Raw genomic sequence first — 15,822 nt, 5'->3', positions numbered from 1 at the left:
CTCAGATGCCTGTCCAGAGCCGGGCGGGCTCCTCGTCGCAGTGCGGGTGCACGTGCTCGTGGTCGGGGTCGGCGTGGTGGCCGGCGGGTTCCGGCACGGCGCCGTCGTGGGCGATGCCGCCCTGGTGCACCACCACGGCCCGGCTGATCAGCGGGCGCAGCGGGCCCAGCTCGTGCGCGACGAGCAGCACCGTCCCGCCGCCGTCGCGGAACGAGCGCAGCGCCCCGGCGAACGCCTCCTGGCTGGCCGCGTCCACCCCGGCGGTCGGCTCGTCGAGCACCAGCAGCTCCGGCCCGCCGGCGAGCGCGCGGGCGATCAGGGTGCGCTGCTGCTGGCCGCCGGAGAGCGTGGACACCGGGTCGCCGGCCCGGTCGGCGAGCCCGACCGCGTCCAGCGCCGCCGCCACCGCCTCCCGGTCCGCCCGTCCGGCGGGCCGCAGCACGCCGCGGCGGGCCAGCCGCCCGGACGCCACCACCTCGCGTACGGTGGCGGGCACTCCGCTGCCCGCGCCGAGCCGCTGCGGCACGTACCCGATTCGGTGCCACTGCCGGAAGCGGCGCTGCGGCGTGCCGAACAGGGCGACCGACCCGGCGCCGACCGGCACCAGGCCGAGCGCGGCGCGCACGAGCGTCGACTTGCCGGAGCCGTTGGCGCCGAGCACGGCGACCACCTCGCCGGCGGTCACTGTCAACGAGACGTCACGCAGCACCGGGCGGCCGTCGTAGCCGACTGTGGCGTGCGCGATCTCGATCACGGGTGGGGTCATGAACAGTCCAGAGCGGTTCGCAGGGTCTGCAGGTTGGTACGCATCGCGGAGAGGTAGTCGCCGTCGGCGGGCGGGCCCTCCAGCGGGTCCAGCACCGCCGTCTTCGCGCCCACCTCACGCGCGATCGTCTCGGCGACCTTCGGGCTGACCAGCGTCTCGAAGAAGATCGTGCCGGCCTGGTGCTCCCGGGCCTCCTCGGCGACCTCGGCGAGGCGCTGCGGCGACGGCTCGGACTCCGGGGTGAGCCCGCTGATGCCGATCTGCTCCAGTTGGTAGCGCTCGGTGAGGTAGCCGAACGCGGTGTGGCTGGTGACGATCTCCCGGCGCTTGCAGGTGCGCAGGCCGTCGGCGTACTCGGTGTCCAGCTTCGTCAGCTCGGCGCGCAGCGCGCCCGCGCGGGCGGTGTAGTCGGCGGCGTGCTCCGGGTCGGCCTTGCCGAGGCGCTCGGCGAGCTTGTCGCCGATGGTGGCCAGCCGGGTCGGGTCGAGCCAGACGTGCGGGTCCTTGCCGCCGCCCTCCCCGGAGTGCCCGGCCTCGCCCTCGTGGTCGTGGTCGTGGCCACCGGCGGCGGCGTCGCGCAGCGGTGTCACGCCCGCCACGTCGAACGCGCGGTCGCCGCCGTTCTGCTCCACCGCCTCGTCCACCGCCGGCTGGAAGCCGCTGAGGTAGACGACCACGTCGGCGTCGACGACCTGGCCGACCTGCCGCGGGTTGAGTTCCAGGTCGTGCGGCTCCGCGCCGGGCTTGGTCAGGTTGCTGACCGAGACCGTGTCGCCGCCGATCCGCTCGGACAGGAACTGCAGCGGGTAGAACGCGGCCACCACGCCGACCTTGCCCGGCTCGCTCGCGGCGCCGGTGCCGTCCGCGCAGGCGGTCAGGCCGGCGGCGGCGAGCAGGGCGGTTGCGGTGGCGGTCAGGACACGGCGGGGTGCGCGAACGGTCATGGGCTCAACTGTCCGCGACAACGAAAACTATTGTCAAAAACGCATGATTGCATGTCAGCGCAGGTCAGCTCGGCTCTGCTTCCGTACGTCAGCCGACCATGAGCTTCGCCAGCGCCACCGCGATCAACAGGGTGAGCATCACCAGCCGGAACATCCGGGTCGCCGGCGCCTGCACCGGCCAGGTGACCGACATCAGCCACACCAGGCCGCCGGCCAGCGCCAGCAGCAGGACGCCGCCCGCCGGGCCGGGCGCGAAGAGGCCGACCAGCATCAGGGCCAGTACGGCGAGGAACACCGCCGTCGGGTTGAGCCGTGCCAACCGGGACAGCACGGGACTCTGCGTACGCTGCATGCCACAAACTCTACGAGGAGGAACGCCGTGCTGGTCACCAACCGGTTCGTGGTGGAAGCCGAAACGGTGGACGAGTTCACCCGGGAGGCGCACGCCGCGCTGGCCGCGCTCGCCGCCCGCCCCGGCTACCTGCGCGGTGAGCTGCTGCGGGCGCTCGACGACCCGGACCACTGGTGCCTGCTCACCGAGTGGGAGTCGGTCGGGGCGTACCGGCGGGCGCTCGGCGGGTTCGACGTCAAGGTCACCGCCGTCCCGCTGCTCGCCCGATCGGTGGACGAGCCGTCGGCGTACGAGACGCTCGCCAGCGCCGCCCCCGAGGGTGAGATCGTCGTCGTCGCCAGCGATCGGGCCGCAGGTCCTTACCGGTGAGTGCCGGGGCACTACCCTGGCGCGTATGACCGCTCCCGGACCGGCCGCACCACCCCCGTCGTCAGTTCCGCCCGCGCCGCCGGCGGACCCCGGGGTGCCCGCGCCGCCGCAGGGGCCCGGCGCCGCGCCGCCGTTCGCCGCCCCGCCCACCGAGGGCGGGCGGACCCGGCTCTGGCTCGGCCTCGGCGCGGGCGCGCTCGCCGTGCTGATCTGCTGCGGCGGAGGCGGCGCGGCGGTGGTCGGCCTGGCCGTGAGCAACGCCCAGGCGATCGGCGAGCAGGGCCGGGCCGTCACCAGCGACTACTACCAGGCATTGGTCGCCCGGGAGTGGTCCAAGGCGTACGACACGCTCTGCGACGACCTCCGCCGACGCGAACCGCGGCCCGAGTTCGTGCGGCGCGTCGCCACCGAGCCGCAGATCTCCGGCTACCGGGTCGGCGAGGTCGACATCACCACGCTCACCGTCCCGGTGGACGTCACGCTGGCCGGCGGCCGGCGGGAGGCGCAGACCGTGACGCTGGCGCCGGACCAGCAGACGGGCGGCGTGGAGGTCTGCGGGGTGAGCTGACCGGCCCCCGGTATTCTGCTGGGCTCGGGACGAACGCGGTCGTACCGTTGTCCCGAACAGCCCGGTTTTATCCATCTCAACCGCGCCGACCGCCAGCCGGCGTAGGAGGAAACATGCCAGCCGACCGTATCGACGCCGTCACCAGCCTCGCCAAGCGCCGGGGCTTCGTCTTTCCCTCCAGCGAGATCTACGGGGGCACCCGGTCGGCGTGGGACTACGGTCCGCTCGGCGTCGAGCTGAAGGAGAACGTCCGCCGGCAGTGGTGGCGGACCATGGTGCAGCAGCGCGACGACGTCGTCGGCCTCGACTCGGCGGTCATCCTGGCCCGCAAGGTCTGGGAGGCCAGCGGCCACATCGCCGAGTTCGTCGACCCGCTCACCGAGTGCCAGTCCTGCCACAAGCGGTTCCGGGCCGACCACCTGGAAGAGGCGTACGAGGCCAAGCACGGCAAGCCGCTGACCTCGCTGACGGAGCTGAACTGCCCCAACTGCGGCAACAAGGGCACCTTCACTGAGCCGAAGATGTTCAACGGCCTGATGAAGACCTACCTGGGCCCGGTGGAGAGCGACGAGGGCATGCACTACCTGCGCCCGGAGACCGCCCAGGGCATCTTCGTCAACTACAAGAACGTCGAGACGGTCGCCCGCAAGAAGCCGCCGTTCGGCATCGCGCAGACCGGCAAGTCGTTCCGCAACGAGATCACCCCCGGCAACTTCATCTTCCGGACCCGCGAGTTCGAGCAGATGGAGATGGAGTTCTTCGTCGAGCCCGGCACCGACGAGCAGTGGCACGAGTACTGGCTCTCCGAGCGCTGGAACTGGTACCTCGACCTCGGCCTGTCCGAGGAGAACCTGCGCTTCTACGAGCACCCCAAGGAGAAGCTCTCCCACTACTCGAAGCGCACCGTCGACATCGAGTACCGGTTCCGGTTCGGCGGCAGCGAGTTCGCCGAGCTGGAGGGCATCGCCAACCGCACCGACTTCGACCTGTCCACGCACAGCAAGCACTCCGGCGTCGACCTGTCGTACTTCGACCAGGGCAAGGGCGAGCGCTGGATGCCGTACGTGATCGAGCCGGCCGCCGGCCTCACCCGCGCGGTGCTGGCGTTCCTGCTCGAGGCGTACGACGAGGACGAGGCGCCGAACACCAAGGGCGGCGTGGACAAGCGCACCGTCATGCGCTTCGACCCGCGGCTGGCCCCGGTCAAGGTCGCCGTGCTGCCGCTGTCGCGTAACGAGGCGCTGTCGCCGAAGGCCAAGCAGCTCGCCACCGACCTGCGCAAGCGCTGGGTGGTCGAGTTCGACGACTCGCAGGCGATCGGCCGCCGCTACCGCCGGCAGGACGAGATCGGTACGCCGTTCTGCGTCACCGTCGACTTCGACACGCTCGACGACAACGCCGTGACGGTCCGGAACCGGGACACCATGGCCCAGGAGCGCGTCTCGCTGGACCAGGTCGAGCGCTACCTGATCGAGCGCCTCCCCGGCTGCTGACCTTGCTGTAAGGAAGGGCCCCTTCTTAACGCCTCGCGTAGAGAAGGGGCCCCTTCTTAACACCCGTCGCCGGGGGAGATCGGCTCCGCCCGTACGCCGGTCGCGGCGCCCACCCCGCGCCTGGCCGCGTACGCGTCCTCGACCGTGCGCCGCACCCGGCCCGGCTCCCTGCGGATCTGCGCCGGCGTGAAGTGCAGGACCAGCACCCCGTACCGGCTCAACTCGTTGTGCCGGTCCAGCGTCCGTGCCCAGTCGGTCGGGCTGAGGTGGTACTCCCGCGAGTCGACCTCCAGCGCCACCGCGCAGTCGGCGAGGTAGCCGTCCGGCGTCGGCAGGCGGGTGCCGTCGGCCGCCGACAGCCGCGGGTTCCACAGGATCCCGCCGAGCACGCCGCTGCCGCCCAGGCACTCCCGCAGCTCGGTCTCCGGCGCGGAGCGGACCCCGTCCGTGATTTCGGCGAACGCCTTCCGGATCAGGGCGGTGCGGCTGCGCCGGGCCCGGCGGATCTCCGCGTCCAGGCTGTCCAGATCGGTGAAGCCGCGCTGCACGGCCTCCGCCACCGTCGCCCGTACCGGCCGCAACTGGCGCAGGTCGCGGGCCGCGTCCACCACCGCCCGCGCCGGCGAGCACACCGGATAGAGCGTGGTCCGCCGGGCCCGCGGATCAAGCTCCAGGGCCCGCGCGATCACCGCGTGACCGGCCGAGCGGCGCCGCGCGTGGTGCGGCAGGATCAGGTGTACGTCAGCAGTGCGCGGACTGTGCCGGAAGCCGTACCAGATCAGGGCGGCCAGGCCGGTGAGCTGCGCGTCGGCGCCTGCGTAGAGCGCCGCCGAGATGCGTCGTTGCTCGTCGGTGAGGGTGCCGGTGACGAGCGCGTACGTGGCCGGCAGCACGCGCTGCCACAGGCCGCGCCGGGTCTGCCGGTACAGGTACATGTCGTCGTATCCGACGCCGAGAAGCTGCGTCCGCGTGACGATCTGCTGCTGGCGTTCCGCCAGGTCGCCGAGTTCGGGTGGTTGTTCGGGCATGCCCGGCAGCGTGCGGGCTCCGCCGATCCTTCTGTGGCCCGCTCGCCCGCCCTGTGGACAGCCGGCCCGGCTGTGGAGAGCGTCCGCGAGGCGGGCCGGCTGTGATATGCGCCCTGTTAACAAGGGGCCCCTGCGCTACCGGAGACGTTAATAAGGGGCCCTTCCTTACACTTGGTCGGTGACTGCCCCTACGCTGCCCGCGCTGACCATCGGCCCCCACGAGGTGTGGCCGCCGGTGGTGCTCGCGCCGATGGCCGGGATCACCAACGTCGGCTTCCGCCGGCTCTGCCGCGAGCAGGGCGGCGGCATCTACGTCTGCGAGATGATCACCACCCGGGCGCTCGTCGAGCGGAACCCGAAGACGCTCCGCATGATCGCCTTCGGCGCCGAGGAGCAGCCCCGCAGCCTCCAGCTCTACGGCACCGACCCGGAGATCACCGCCGCCGCCGTGCGGATCGTGGTCGAACGCGACCTCGCGGATCACATCGACCTGAACTTCGGCTGCCCCGTACCCAAGGTCACCCGGCGCGGCGGCGGCTCGGCCCTGCCGTGGCGCCGCCGGCTGTTCGCCCGGCTGGTCAAGGCCGCGGTGGACGCCGCGTCACCCGCCGGGGTGCCGGTCACCGTCAAGATGCGCAAGGGCATCGACGACGACCACCTGACGTACGTCGAGGCGGGGCTGGCGGCCCAGGACGCGGGCGTCGCGGCGGTCGCCCTGCACGGGCGTACGGCCGCGCAGCGCTACTCCGGCACCGCCGACTGGGACGCGATCGCCACGCTCAAGTCGGCGCTCGACGTGCCGGTGCTCGGCAACGGTGACATCTGGGAGGCCGACGACGCGCTGCGGATGGTCGCGCACACCGGCGTGGACGGCGTGGTGATCGGGCGCGGCTGCCTGGGCCGGCCGTGGCTGTTCGCCGACCTGGAGGCCGCGTTCAACGGCAGCCCCGAGCGGCGGCTGCCCTCGCTCGGCGAGGTGGCGGTGACCATGCGCCGGCACGCCGAGCTGCTGGTGGAGCAGTTCGTGGCCGGCGCCCGCAACCCGGCCCGGGGCGAGCGGGACGGCTGCACCGACTTCCGCAAGCACGTCGCCTGGTACCTGAAGGGCTTCCCGATCGGCAGCGAGCTGCGCCGCTCGCTCGCCATGATCGAGAGCTTGGCGCAGCTCGACGACCTGCTCGGCAAGCTCGACCCGGCCGTACCGTTCCCGGTGGAGAACCTCGGCCAGCCGCGCGGCCGCACCAACTCCCCGGGCAAGGTCTTCCTGCCCGACGGGTGGCTGGCCAGCCGCGACGACGACACCCCGCCGGACGGCGCCGAGCTGGACGACTCCGGCGGCTGACAACCCGGGTACGCCGAAGGGCCCGACCCCGTGGTGGGGGTCGGGCCCTTCGTGTTCGGTCAGGAGCTGTAGCCGCGGCTGGCGATCCAGCGGGCGAGCTCGTCCACGTCCATCCGGTAGGAGGCCTGGTTGGGGTTGGCCGAGTCGGCGATCGTCACGACCTTCCCGCCGTCGCGGTAGCCCACCACGCTGATGTAGTGGCCACCCTCGAAGGAGTGGGCGTTGCCGTCGGTGTCGGTTGCGGTGCCGGCGATGTTGGCCACCACGGCACGGCCGTCGTCGACGGTCTTGACCACGTCGGCGCGCAGCTTGTCGACCTTGTCGCGGTCGCGGGCCTTGTCCACGGGGATCTCGGTGGACTTGTAGACGTCCTTACCGGTCTCCTTGTTCAGTACCGGGGTGATGTCGTTGATGGAGTTGGTGCCGGCTTCGGTGGTGCCCATCTCGCGGGCCATGGCGTGTACGTCGATGTTCTTGCCCTGCACGCTCAGCGCGTTGCGGGCGGCGGCGGGGCCGCAGAAGTAGAAGTTGGGCTGGGCTTCGTAGCGGACGTCGAGTTCCCGCTCGCCGTGGCCCTTGCGGTCGGTGGTGACCTGCGCGGCGGCGCGCTCGGCCGGGGTGGCCTGGGCGGCGACGGCGGGGCCGGCGATGCCACCGGCGGTGGCGACGACACCGGCAGCGGTCAGAACGGTCTTGCGCAGCAGAGTGGTAGCCATGATCAGTTGCCTCTCTGTCGGGGGTACGCGGCGATGGGGGATGCCGCGAAGAAAGATCAGGTGGCCCGGTATGTGCGTCGGGCCGGTGGCTCGCTCGGGCGGCCAGGGGGACGGCCTGCTCCGGCGGCTCGGGGATGTAACGACCCGCGCCCCGGCCTCATTCCCAGCCCGCCCGGGGGTAGGGCGGGGTGGTCGGCGGGTGCGGCGCGGTCTGCCATGTACAACGCCCCGCACCCCGCCCCGATTCCAGCCCAGCCGTGGCGCCCACCACCCCGAACCCGGACAATCCACCCAGCGCCCGCCCGGCGTTGATCAAGGAGTTCGTGTCCGACAGACCACCCAGAACAGACACAAACCCCTTGATCACACCCGAGCGCCCAACCCTCGATCGCGATCTTGCACTTGCGGCCCTTGAGGTGCCCGATTCGCACCTTTTTCCGGGGCGGCAACTGCAAGATCCCGCAAACTCCTTGGTCGACAACGCGCTTGGTGAGGGGTGTTCGCGGCTCCGGCGGGCGTGAGCTGTCCGTTTTCCGGCGCGCTGCCCTGGCCCTGGGTGTGATCAACTCCAGCTCGCCGACGTGGTGGTGTCGCGGAGCCTCTGATGCCACCACCTCGCCGAGCTGGAGTCGATCAAGCCGCGGCGCCCCAAGACCTCCCGCAGCAGCGGGCGATCATGAGGTTGGCGGCGGTTTGTGTCCGGTTTGTCGCCGCCAACCTCATGATCGACGAGGGCTGTCCTCCGGGCGGCGGCGCGGGGTGGGGACGGGTGTGGGGGTGGGGGGCCAGGGGATCTCGGGGGATGGGTGGAAGGTGATGCCGGCGGTGGCCCAGCGCGGGCCGTGGCCGGCGAGGCGGCTGCGGAACCGCTGCCAGTCGTGCGTGGCACGCGGGGACCAGCCCAGCTCCGCGACGGCGGGCAGGCGGGGGAAGAGCATGTACTCGACCTCGGCCGGCGTACTCACCGACTCGGTCCACAGCGGCGCCTCCACGCCCAGCACGGCCTCGGCCGGTACGCCCCGCACGTGGGTGCCCGGATCCCACTCGTACGCCCGGCGCACGTCGATGAGACCCGCCCAGTCGTGCCCGATCGGGGTGTCCGGCGCGTACTTCATGTCCAGGTACGCGTGGTTGGCGGGGGAGAGGATCACCCGGGCGCCCCGGCGTACCGCGTCGGCGGTCTCCGGGTCGTCGCCGTTCGTGCCCCACCACTGCAGGACGCGCCCGTCGACGTGCCCGGCCGGGGCGAGCTGGTGCCAGCCGACCACCGTCTTGCCGGTGGCCTGCACCAGTCGCTGCGCCCGTTCCACGAAGGTGCGGTAGCTCTCGGCCGGCACCTTGAACGCCTCGTCGCCGCCGAGGTGCAGCCACGGCCCCGGCGTCAGCGCGGCCACCTCGCCGACCACGTCCGCGACGAAGGCGTACGTCCGCTCGTCGGCGGGGTCGACGTAGCTGAACCCGACCTCGGTGCCGGTGTAGGGCGGTGGCGCGACCTTGCCGGGTGCCAGTTCGGGGTACGCGAGAAGCGCCGCGTTGGTGTGGCCGGGCAGGTCGATCTCGGGCACCACGGTGACGTGCCGGCGGGCCGCGTACGCGACGATGCGCCGGTAGTCGTCGCGGGAGTACCAGCCGCCGGGGCCGCCGCCGACAGCTGTCGCCCCGCCTACTTCGGTGAGCCGGGGCCAGGAGTCGACGGCGATCCGCCAGCCCTGGTCGTCGGTGAGGTGCAGGTGCAGGTGGTTGAGCTTGTACCGGGCCAGGTGGTCGACCACCCGCAGCACGTCCTCGACGGGGAAGAAGTGCCGGGCCACGTCGAGCATGGCGCCCCGATAGGGGAAACGCGGACGGTCGACGACCGTGCCGCCGGATACTGCCCAGCGGGTGGCGACCGGCGTGGGGCTCTCGATCGCCGCCGGCAGGAGCTGCCGTAGCGTCTGCGCGCCGTGGAACAGGCCGGCCGGGGTGGCGGCGGTGATCCGGACGCCGGTGGCGGTCACGTCGAGGTGGTAGCCCTCGCCCTCGAGCCCGCCGACGGCCGGCCCGCCGGAGCCGTCGTCCGTCGCCCGGGTCCCGGGAGCAGCGGCGGCATCCGGGGCGGACGGGCACAGCGTGAGCGTCAGCGGGCCGTCCCCCCGGGCGGGGACGTCGGTGACCGGCAGCGGGAAGCCGGTGGCCGGACGCAGCCAGGCGGCGAGCTGCTCGGCCACGTCCCGCCCGGCGGGGCTGACCCGCAGCGCCGCGTCCGCGCCCAGCGTGAAGTCGCCCGCGGGGTCCGGGAACACCTGCTCGGGCGCGGGCACCACGTCGTCGAACCGGACCGGCGCCGGTCCGGCGAGCACCTCGGTGGCACGGCCCGCGGCGACCCGCGCCAGCTCGGCGGCAGGCGTCGCCACGCCGGGCAGCACTTCACCCGGCGTGCTGGTGGGACGGGTTTCGGTCGGCTCCGGCCCGGTCTCCGGGGCGGTGGGTGTGGTCGGCACGGCGACGGCTCCGAGGGGTGTATTCGCGCGGGATATGGCAAAGGTGAGGATCCGCGGGACGCAGTCAGTCAAGAGTACGAGGGGAAGCGGAATTGCGTGATCGTGCTCGTGGAAGCGTTCCCAACAACCCGTACGAACGCGCATAGTGGCGACCGTTGTGCCGAAAGTCACCGAACGCTCCCAGGTTTCACGAAACTCGCCTAGCCTTCGGCCCACCGACGCTGACGAGCCGGGATTACCGGTGGTCACTCCCGGGGTATGTCCGAACTAAACCTTCGTTAAGTGTCAATGGCGCGCGTTGGAGGCTCTGGTGGAAGCGCAGGAATCGGGCGAGCACAAGTACGTGTACGACTTCGCCGAGGGCAACAAGGATTTGAAGGATCTGCTCGGCGGCAAGGGGGCCAACCTGGCCGAGATGACCAACCTCGGCCTGCCGGTTCCGCCCGGCTTCACGATCACCACCGAGGCCTGCAAGGCGTACCTGACGACCGGGCGTGAGCCCGACGGCCTGGCCGCGCAGATCGAGGCGCACCTGGAGTCCCTGGAGCGCGAGATGGGCCGCCGCCTCGGCGACCCGGACGACCCGCTGCTGGTCTCGGTACGCTCCGGCGCCAAGTTCTCCATGCCCGGCATGATGGAGACCGTCCTCAACGTGGGCCTCAACGACCGCAGCGTGGTCGGCCTCAGCAACCAGGCGGGTGGGAACGACAGGTTCGCCTGGGACTCCTACCGCCGGCTGATCCAGATGTTCGGCAAGACCGTCTGCGAGGTGCCGGGCGAGGAGTTCGAGCACGCGCTGGACGAGATCAAGAGCGCCAAGGGCACCCACAACGACCTCGACCTGGACGCCGACGACCTGCGGGGGCTGGTCGACGCGTACAAGAAGATCTTCGCCAAGCACACCGGCCGCGAGTTCCCGCAGGAGCCGCGCGAGCAGCTCGACCTCGCCATCCGCGCGGTCTTCGACTCGTGGAACGCGGAGCGGGCGATCCTCTACCGCCGCCAGGAGCGCATCCCGGCCGACCTGGGCACCGCCGTCAACGTGGTGGCGATGGTCTTCGGCAACCTCGGCCCCGACTCGGGCACCGGCGTCGCGTTCACCCGCGACCCGGGCAGCGGCGCGCAGGGCATCTACGGCGACTACCTGGCCAACGCCCAGGGCGAGGACGTGGTCGCGGGCATCCGCAACACCGTGCCGTTGCAGGAGCTGGAGCAGCTCGACAAGACCTCCTACGACCAGCTGCTCGGCATCATGGCCCGGCTGGAGGAGCACTACAAGGACCTCTGCGACATCGAGTTCACCATCGAGCGCGGCAAGCTCTGGATGCTGCAGACCCGGGTCGGCAAGCGCACCGCCGCCGCCGCGTTCGTCATCGCCGGGCAGCTCGTCGACGAGGGCCTGATCGACCTGGACGAGGCGCTGCACCGGGTCAACGGCGCGCAGCTCGCCCAGCTGATGTTCCCGCGCTTCCAGCTCGACCACGAGTTCGAGGCGGTCGCCAAGGGCATCGGCGCCTCCCCGGGCGCCGCGTCCGGCAAGGTCGTCTTCACCTCGGCCCGGGCGGTCGAGCTGGCCGCCGAGGGCGAGGCGGTCATCCTGGTCCGCCGGGAGACCAACCCGGACGACCTCAACGGCATGATCGCCGCCAAGGGCATCCTGACCTCCCGGGGCGGCAAGACCAGCCACGCCGCGGTGGTGGCCCGCGGCATGGGCAAGACCTGCGTCTCCGGCGCCGACGAGCTGGACGTGAACGTGCCGGCGAAGAGGTTCACAGTGGGCGACCACGTGGTGAACGAGGGCGACGTGGTCTCGATCGACGGCACCACCGGCAAGGTGTACCTCGGCGAGGTGCCGGTCATGCCGTCCGAGGTGGTGCAGTACTTCGAGGGCGAACTCGACCCGGAGAACACCGACGACGCGCTGGTCCGCTCCGTACACCGGATCATGACGCACGCCGACGCGGCGCGGCGGCTGCGCGTGCGCACGAACGCCGACACCGGCGCGGACGCGGCCCGGGCCCGGCGCTTCGGTGCCGAGGGCATCGGCCTGTGCCGCACCGAGCACATGTTCCTCGGTGACCGGCGCGAGCTGGTCGAGCGGCTCATCCTGGCCTCCGGCGCGCGGGAGCGGGAGGACGCGCTCGCGGCGCTGCTGCCGCTGCAGCGGGCCGACTTCATCGAGATCTTCCGGGAGATGGACGGCCTGCCGGTCACCGTGCGGCTGATCGACCCGCCGCTGCACGAGTTCCTGCCCCCGCTGGAGCAGCTCGCGGTGAACGTCGCGGTCGCGCAGGAGCGCGGTGAGGACGTCGCGAAGGAGGAGGCGCTGCTCGCCGCCGTCCGGCGGATGCACGAGGAGAACCCGATGCTGGGCCTGCGCGGCGTCCGGCTCGGCCTGGTCATCCCGGGCCTGTTCGCCATGCAGGTCCGCGCGATCGCCGAGGCCGCCGTGGCGGTCGTCCGCGACGGCGGCAAGGCCTGCCCGGAGATCATGGTGCCGCTCGTCGGGGCCGTGCAGGAGCTGGAGACGGTACGCGCCGAGGCCGAGCGGATCATCGCCGAGGTGGTCGGGGACAGCGGCGTCGAGGTGCTGATCGGCACGATGATCGAGGTGCCCCGGGCGGCGCTGACCGCCGGGCAGATCGCCGAGGCGGCCGAGTTCTTCTCCTTCGGCACCAACGACCTGACCCAGATGGGCTGGGGCTTCTCCCGCGACGACGTGGAGGGCGCGTTCTTCTGGCGCTACCTGGAGCTGGGCATCTTCGGCATCTCGCCGTTCGAGTCGATCGACACCGACGGCGTCGGCCGGCTGGTCCGCATCGCCGCCGAGGAGGGCCGGGCGGCCCGCCCGGGCCTGAAGCTGGGCGTCTGCGGCGAGCACGGCGGTGACCCGGACTCGGTGCACTTCTTCCACGAGGTCGGCCTGGACTACGTCTCCTGCTCGCCGTTCCGGGTGCCGGTGGCGCGCCTGGAGGCCGGCCGGGCGGCGATCACCACCACCGGCTCCGACTCCCGCTGACGCCGACGCGGGGCCGCCGGTGTTCATCGACGGCCCCGCGTACCGCCTGGCGCGCCTTTCCGGCCTTGTCGGCGTAACCTGAGCTTCCGCCACGTGTCGATCAGGAGGGGTGGGCGCATGACCGCCGTCTGGGAGAACCTGACCATCGACGCCCGGGACCCGTCCCGGCTCGCCAGTTGGTGGGCGGAGGCGCTCGGTTATCAGGTGGTCACCGACAAGCCGGACGAGGTGGAGATCCGCCGCACCCCCGACACGCTGCCCGGTCTCGTCTTCGTCCCGGTCGCCGGGCCGAAGGAGGGGAAGAACCGGCTGCACATCGACCTGCGCCCGGCCGACCTGGAAGCCGAGGTCGAGCGCCTGGTCGACATGGGCGCGCGGCACGTCGACATCGGCCAGGGAGACGTGGAGTGGACGGTGCTCGCCGACCCGGAGGGCAACGAGTTCTGCGTGTTGCGCCAACGCGGCAACGGTGACCGGGGCTGACGACGCGGCGCGGCTGGTCGACGAGGCGCCGAAGGACACCGGGTACGGCCGGTCGCCGTTCGAGCGGGACCGTGCCCGGGTGCTGCACTCGGCGGCGTTCCGGCGGCTCGCCGCGAAGACGCAGGTGCACACCGCCGGCACCGACGACTTCCTGCGTACCCGCCTGACCCACTCGCTGGAGGTCGCGCAGATCGCCCGCGAGATGGGCGCCCGCCTCGGCTGCGACCCGGACGTGGTGGACACCGCCGGGCTGGCCCACGACCTGGGCCACCCGCCGTTCGGGCACAACGGCGAGTACGCGCTGGACGAGCTGGCCGCCGCCTGCGGCGGGTTCGAGGGCAACGCGCAGACGCTGCGGGTGCTCACCCGGCTGGAGGCCAAGGTGCTCACAGCGGACGGGCGTTCGGCCGGGCTGAACCTGACCCGGGCCGCGCTGGACGCGGTGAGCAAGTACCCGTGGCCGCGCCGGCCCGGCGAGCGCAAGTTCGGCGTGTACGCCGACGACCGCCCGGTCTTCGACTGGCTGCGCGAGGGCGCGCCGCCCGGCACCCGGCGCTGCCTGGAGGCCCAGGTGATGGACTGGGCCGACGACGTGGCGTACTCGGTGCACGACGTCGAGGACGGCATCCACGGCGGATACGTCGACCTGCGCCCGCTGCTGGCCGACGCGGACGAACGGCGGGCGCTCTGCGCCGACGTGTCCGCCACGTACTCGGGTGAGGCGCCGGAGGACCTGGGCGAGGTGCTCGCCGACCTGCTCGCCGACCCGGTGCTCGCCCCGCTGGCCGCGTACGACGGCAGCCACCGTGCGCTCGCCGCGCTGAAGGCCACCACGAGCGTGCTCACCGGCCGGTTCGTCTCCCGCGTGGTGGCCGCCACGCAGCAGCGCCACGGGCCCGGCCCGCACCGCCGCTACGCCGCCGACCTGGAGGTGCCGCGCCGGACCCGGGCGCAGTGCGCGCTGCTCAAGGGCATCGCGCTGCGGTACGTGATGCGCCGCCCCGGTGCCGAGGGCCGGTACGCGCGGCAGCGCGACGTCCTGGCCGGGCTGGTGACGGCGCTGCTGGACCGGGCGCCGGACGCGCTCGACCCGGTGTTCGCGCCGTTGTGGCGGGACGCGGCGGACGACGCCGGACGGCTGCGCGTGGTGATCGACCAGGTCGCCTCGCTCACCGATCCGGCCGCGCTGGCCTGGCACGCCCGCCTGGTGTCGCCGAGCTGACCGGATCACCCCGGCGAGCTTAGGTTAGCCTAAGTGGCATGACGGACCGCCCGAAGAAGCTCACCGCCGCCACGGTCGTCCGGACCACGCGGCCCACCCCACACCTGATCCGCCTGGTCCTGGGCGGTCCCGAGCTGGCCGGGCTGCCGGTGGGCGCGTACACCGACCACTACGTGAAGTTCGTCTTCCCGCCGGCCGGGGTGACCTACCCGTACCCGGTCGACCTGGCGACGATCAAGCGGGAGTTCCCGGCGGAGCAGTGGCCGCGTCTGCGCGCGTACACGGTGCGGGCCTGGGACGCCGCGGCGGGTGAGATGACGGTGGACGTGGTGCACCACGGCGACGAGGGGCTGGCCGGGCCGTGGGCGGCGGCGCTGCGTCCCGGCGACCGGGTGTTGTTCACCGGGCCGGGCGGCGCGTACGCGCCGGACCCGGCCGCCGACTGGCACCTGCTGGCGGGCGACGACAGCGCGCTGCCGGCCATCGCCGCCGCCCTGGAGCGGCTGCCGGCGGGCGCGCCCGCGAAGGTGTACGTCGAGGTCGGCGGCCCGGCCGACGAGCTGCCCCTGACCAGTGCGGGCGCTGTCGAGGTGTGCTGGCTGCACCGCGACGGCCGCCCGTACGGCGAGCCGCTGGTCGAGGCGGTACGGGCGCTGGAGTTCCCGCCCGGCCGGGTGCACGCGTTCGTGCACGGCGAGGCCGGCGCGGTGAAGGAGCTGCGGCGGCTGCTGCGGGTCGAGCGCGGCGTGCCCCGGGGCGACCTGTCCATCTCCGGCTACTGGCGGCAGGGCCTGGACGACGAGGGCTGGCGCTCCACCAAGCCGGCCTGGAACGCCGCGGTGGAGGCCGAGGAGGCCACCGCCGTCCCCTCCTGACCGCCCTCGCCGCTCGCCGCTCGCCGCCCGCCGCCCGCCGCCCCCGCTCCCGACGCCGATCTTGGAGTTGTGGTGCCTCTGATACCGGTGTGAAGCGGGCATCCTGGGCGCCACAACTCCATGATCGACGGAGGCGGAGTGGGCGTTTCGTCCTACCCGGGCGGC

The 15,822-nt window shown here is 72.6% G+C and carries 14 protein-coding genes; 8 read left to right on the top strand and 6 right to left on the bottom strand.

The window, feature by feature from the left end; genetic code table 11:
- Position 1: 1 nt before the first annotated feature.
- The 3 genes from DQE82_RS11880 to DQE82_RS11870 all read right to left on the bottom strand — a co-directional run bounded on the left by DQE82_RS11880 (position 2) and on the right by DQE82_RS11870 (position 2,062).
- A complete protein-coding gene (locus tag DQE82_RS11880; RefSeq protein ID WP_030503147.1) occupies positions 2–766 on the bottom strand; it encodes a metal ABC transporter ATP-binding protein in 765 nt (254 codons plus the stop codon).
- Positions 763–1,710 (bottom strand): metal ABC transporter substrate-binding protein, encoded by a 948-nt coding sequence (locus tag DQE82_RS11875; RefSeq protein ID WP_043329040.1) that lies wholly within the window; start codon positions 1,708–1,710, stop codon positions 763–765. Before DQE82_RS11875 ends, DQE82_RS11880 begins: the two co-directional genes overlap by 4 nt.
- Before the next feature lie 88 nt (positions 1,711–1,798).
- Positions 1,799–2,062, bottom strand: coding sequence for a DUF6703 family protein (locus DQE82_RS11870; protein ID WP_030503149.1), 264 nt, complete (start codon positions 2,060–2,062; stop codon positions 1,799–1,801).
- A gap of 27 nt (positions 2,063–2,089) precedes the next feature.
- Here DQE82_RS11870 and DQE82_RS11865 point away from each other — a divergent pair, with 27 nt between their 5' ends.
- The 3 genes from DQE82_RS11865 (at position 2,090) to DQE82_RS11855 (ending at position 4,492) form a co-directional block, all read left to right on the top strand.
- Positions 2,090–2,431, top strand: coding sequence for an antibiotic biosynthesis monooxygenase (locus tag DQE82_RS11865; RefSeq protein WP_030503150.1), 342 nt, complete (start codon positions 2,090–2,092; stop codon positions 2,429–2,431).
- Positions 2,432–2,525: 94 nt separating this feature from the next.
- Positions 2,526–2,999, top strand: a complete 474-nt coding sequence (locus DQE82_RS11860; protein WP_043329042.1) for a hypothetical protein — start codon at positions 2,526–2,528, stop codon at positions 2,997–2,999.
- 113 nt (positions 3,000–3,112) lie between these two features.
- Positions 3,113–4,492, top strand: coding sequence for a glycine--tRNA ligase (locus tag DQE82_RS11855; protein ID WP_013475540.1), 1,380 nt, complete (start codon positions 3,113–3,115; stop codon positions 4,490–4,492).
- A 56-nt stretch (positions 4,493–4,548) separates the two neighbouring features.
- Here the strand turns inward: DQE82_RS11855 and DQE82_RS11850 are convergent, their stop codons facing one another.
- Positions 4,549–5,520 (bottom strand): type IV toxin-antitoxin system AbiEi family antitoxin domain-containing protein, encoded by a 972-nt coding sequence (locus DQE82_RS11850; protein WP_113972674.1) that lies wholly within the window; start codon positions 5,518–5,520, stop codon positions 4,549–4,551.
- A gap of 178 nt (positions 5,521–5,698) precedes the next feature.
- Here DQE82_RS11850 and dusB point away from each other — a divergent pair, with 178 nt between their 5' ends.
- Positions 5,699–6,862 carry a tRNA dihydrouridine synthase DusB gene (dusB, locus tag DQE82_RS11845; protein ID WP_064448147.1) on the top strand — a complete coding sequence of 388 codons (1,164 nt, stop codon included), beginning with the start codon at positions 5,699–5,701 and terminating at the stop codon, positions 6,860–6,862.
- Between the two features lie 59 nt (positions 6,863–6,921).
- On the opposite strand, the gene DQE82_RS11840 is transcribed toward dusB, so the two are convergent.
- Together DQE82_RS11840 and DQE82_RS11835 are read right to left on the bottom strand one after the other, a co-directional pair.
- On the bottom strand, positions 6,922–7,578 hold the full coding sequence (locus DQE82_RS11840) for a C39 family peptidase (protein ID WP_113972673.1): 657 nt from the start codon (positions 7,576–7,578) through the stop codon (positions 6,922–6,924).
- A gap of 719 nt (positions 7,579–8,297) precedes the next feature.
- Positions 8,298–10,058 (bottom strand): beta-N-acetylhexosaminidase, encoded by a 1,761-nt coding sequence (locus tag DQE82_RS11835; protein ID WP_113972672.1) that lies wholly within the window; start codon positions 10,056–10,058, stop codon positions 8,298–8,300.
- A 310-nt stretch (positions 10,059–10,368) separates the two neighbouring features.
- Here DQE82_RS11835 and ppdK point away from each other — a divergent pair, with 310 nt between their 5' ends.
- The 4 genes from ppdK to DQE82_RS11815 all read left to right on the top strand — a co-directional run bounded on the left by ppdK (position 10,369) and on the right by DQE82_RS11815 (position 15,657).
- The gene (gene ppdK / locus DQE82_RS11830; RefSeq protein WP_043329053.1) at positions 10,369–13,077 is read left to right on the top strand and encodes a pyruvate, phosphate dikinase; all 2,709 of its coding nucleotides are present in this window, start codon (positions 10,369–10,371) and stop codon (positions 13,075–13,077) included.
- Between the two features lie 117 nt (positions 13,078–13,194).
- Positions 13,195–13,560 (top strand): VOC family protein, encoded by a 366-nt coding sequence (locus DQE82_RS11825; protein ID WP_043329055.1) that lies wholly within the window; start codon positions 13,195–13,197, stop codon positions 13,558–13,560.
- A complete protein-coding gene (locus DQE82_RS11820; protein ID WP_113972671.1) occupies positions 13,547–14,782 on the top strand; it encodes a deoxyguanosinetriphosphate triphosphohydrolase in 1,236 nt (411 codons plus the stop codon). Before DQE82_RS11825 ends, DQE82_RS11820 begins: the two co-directional genes overlap by 14 nt.
- A gap of 38 nt (positions 14,783–14,820) precedes the next feature.
- Positions 14,821–15,657 carry a siderophore-interacting protein gene (locus tag DQE82_RS11815; protein WP_113972670.1) on the top strand — a complete coding sequence of 279 codons (837 nt, stop codon included), beginning with the start codon at positions 14,821–14,823 and terminating at the stop codon, positions 15,655–15,657.
- The last annotated feature ends 165 nt before the right edge of the window (positions 15,658–15,822 follow it).

The organism is Micromonospora sp. LHW51205, from assembly GCF_003315815.1.
GTDB classification, from domain to species: Bacteria; Actinomycetota; Actinomycetes; order Mycobacteriales; family Micromonosporaceae; genus Micromonospora; species Micromonospora chalcea.
This window is presented reverse-complemented; position numbering and strand designations above follow the sequence as displayed.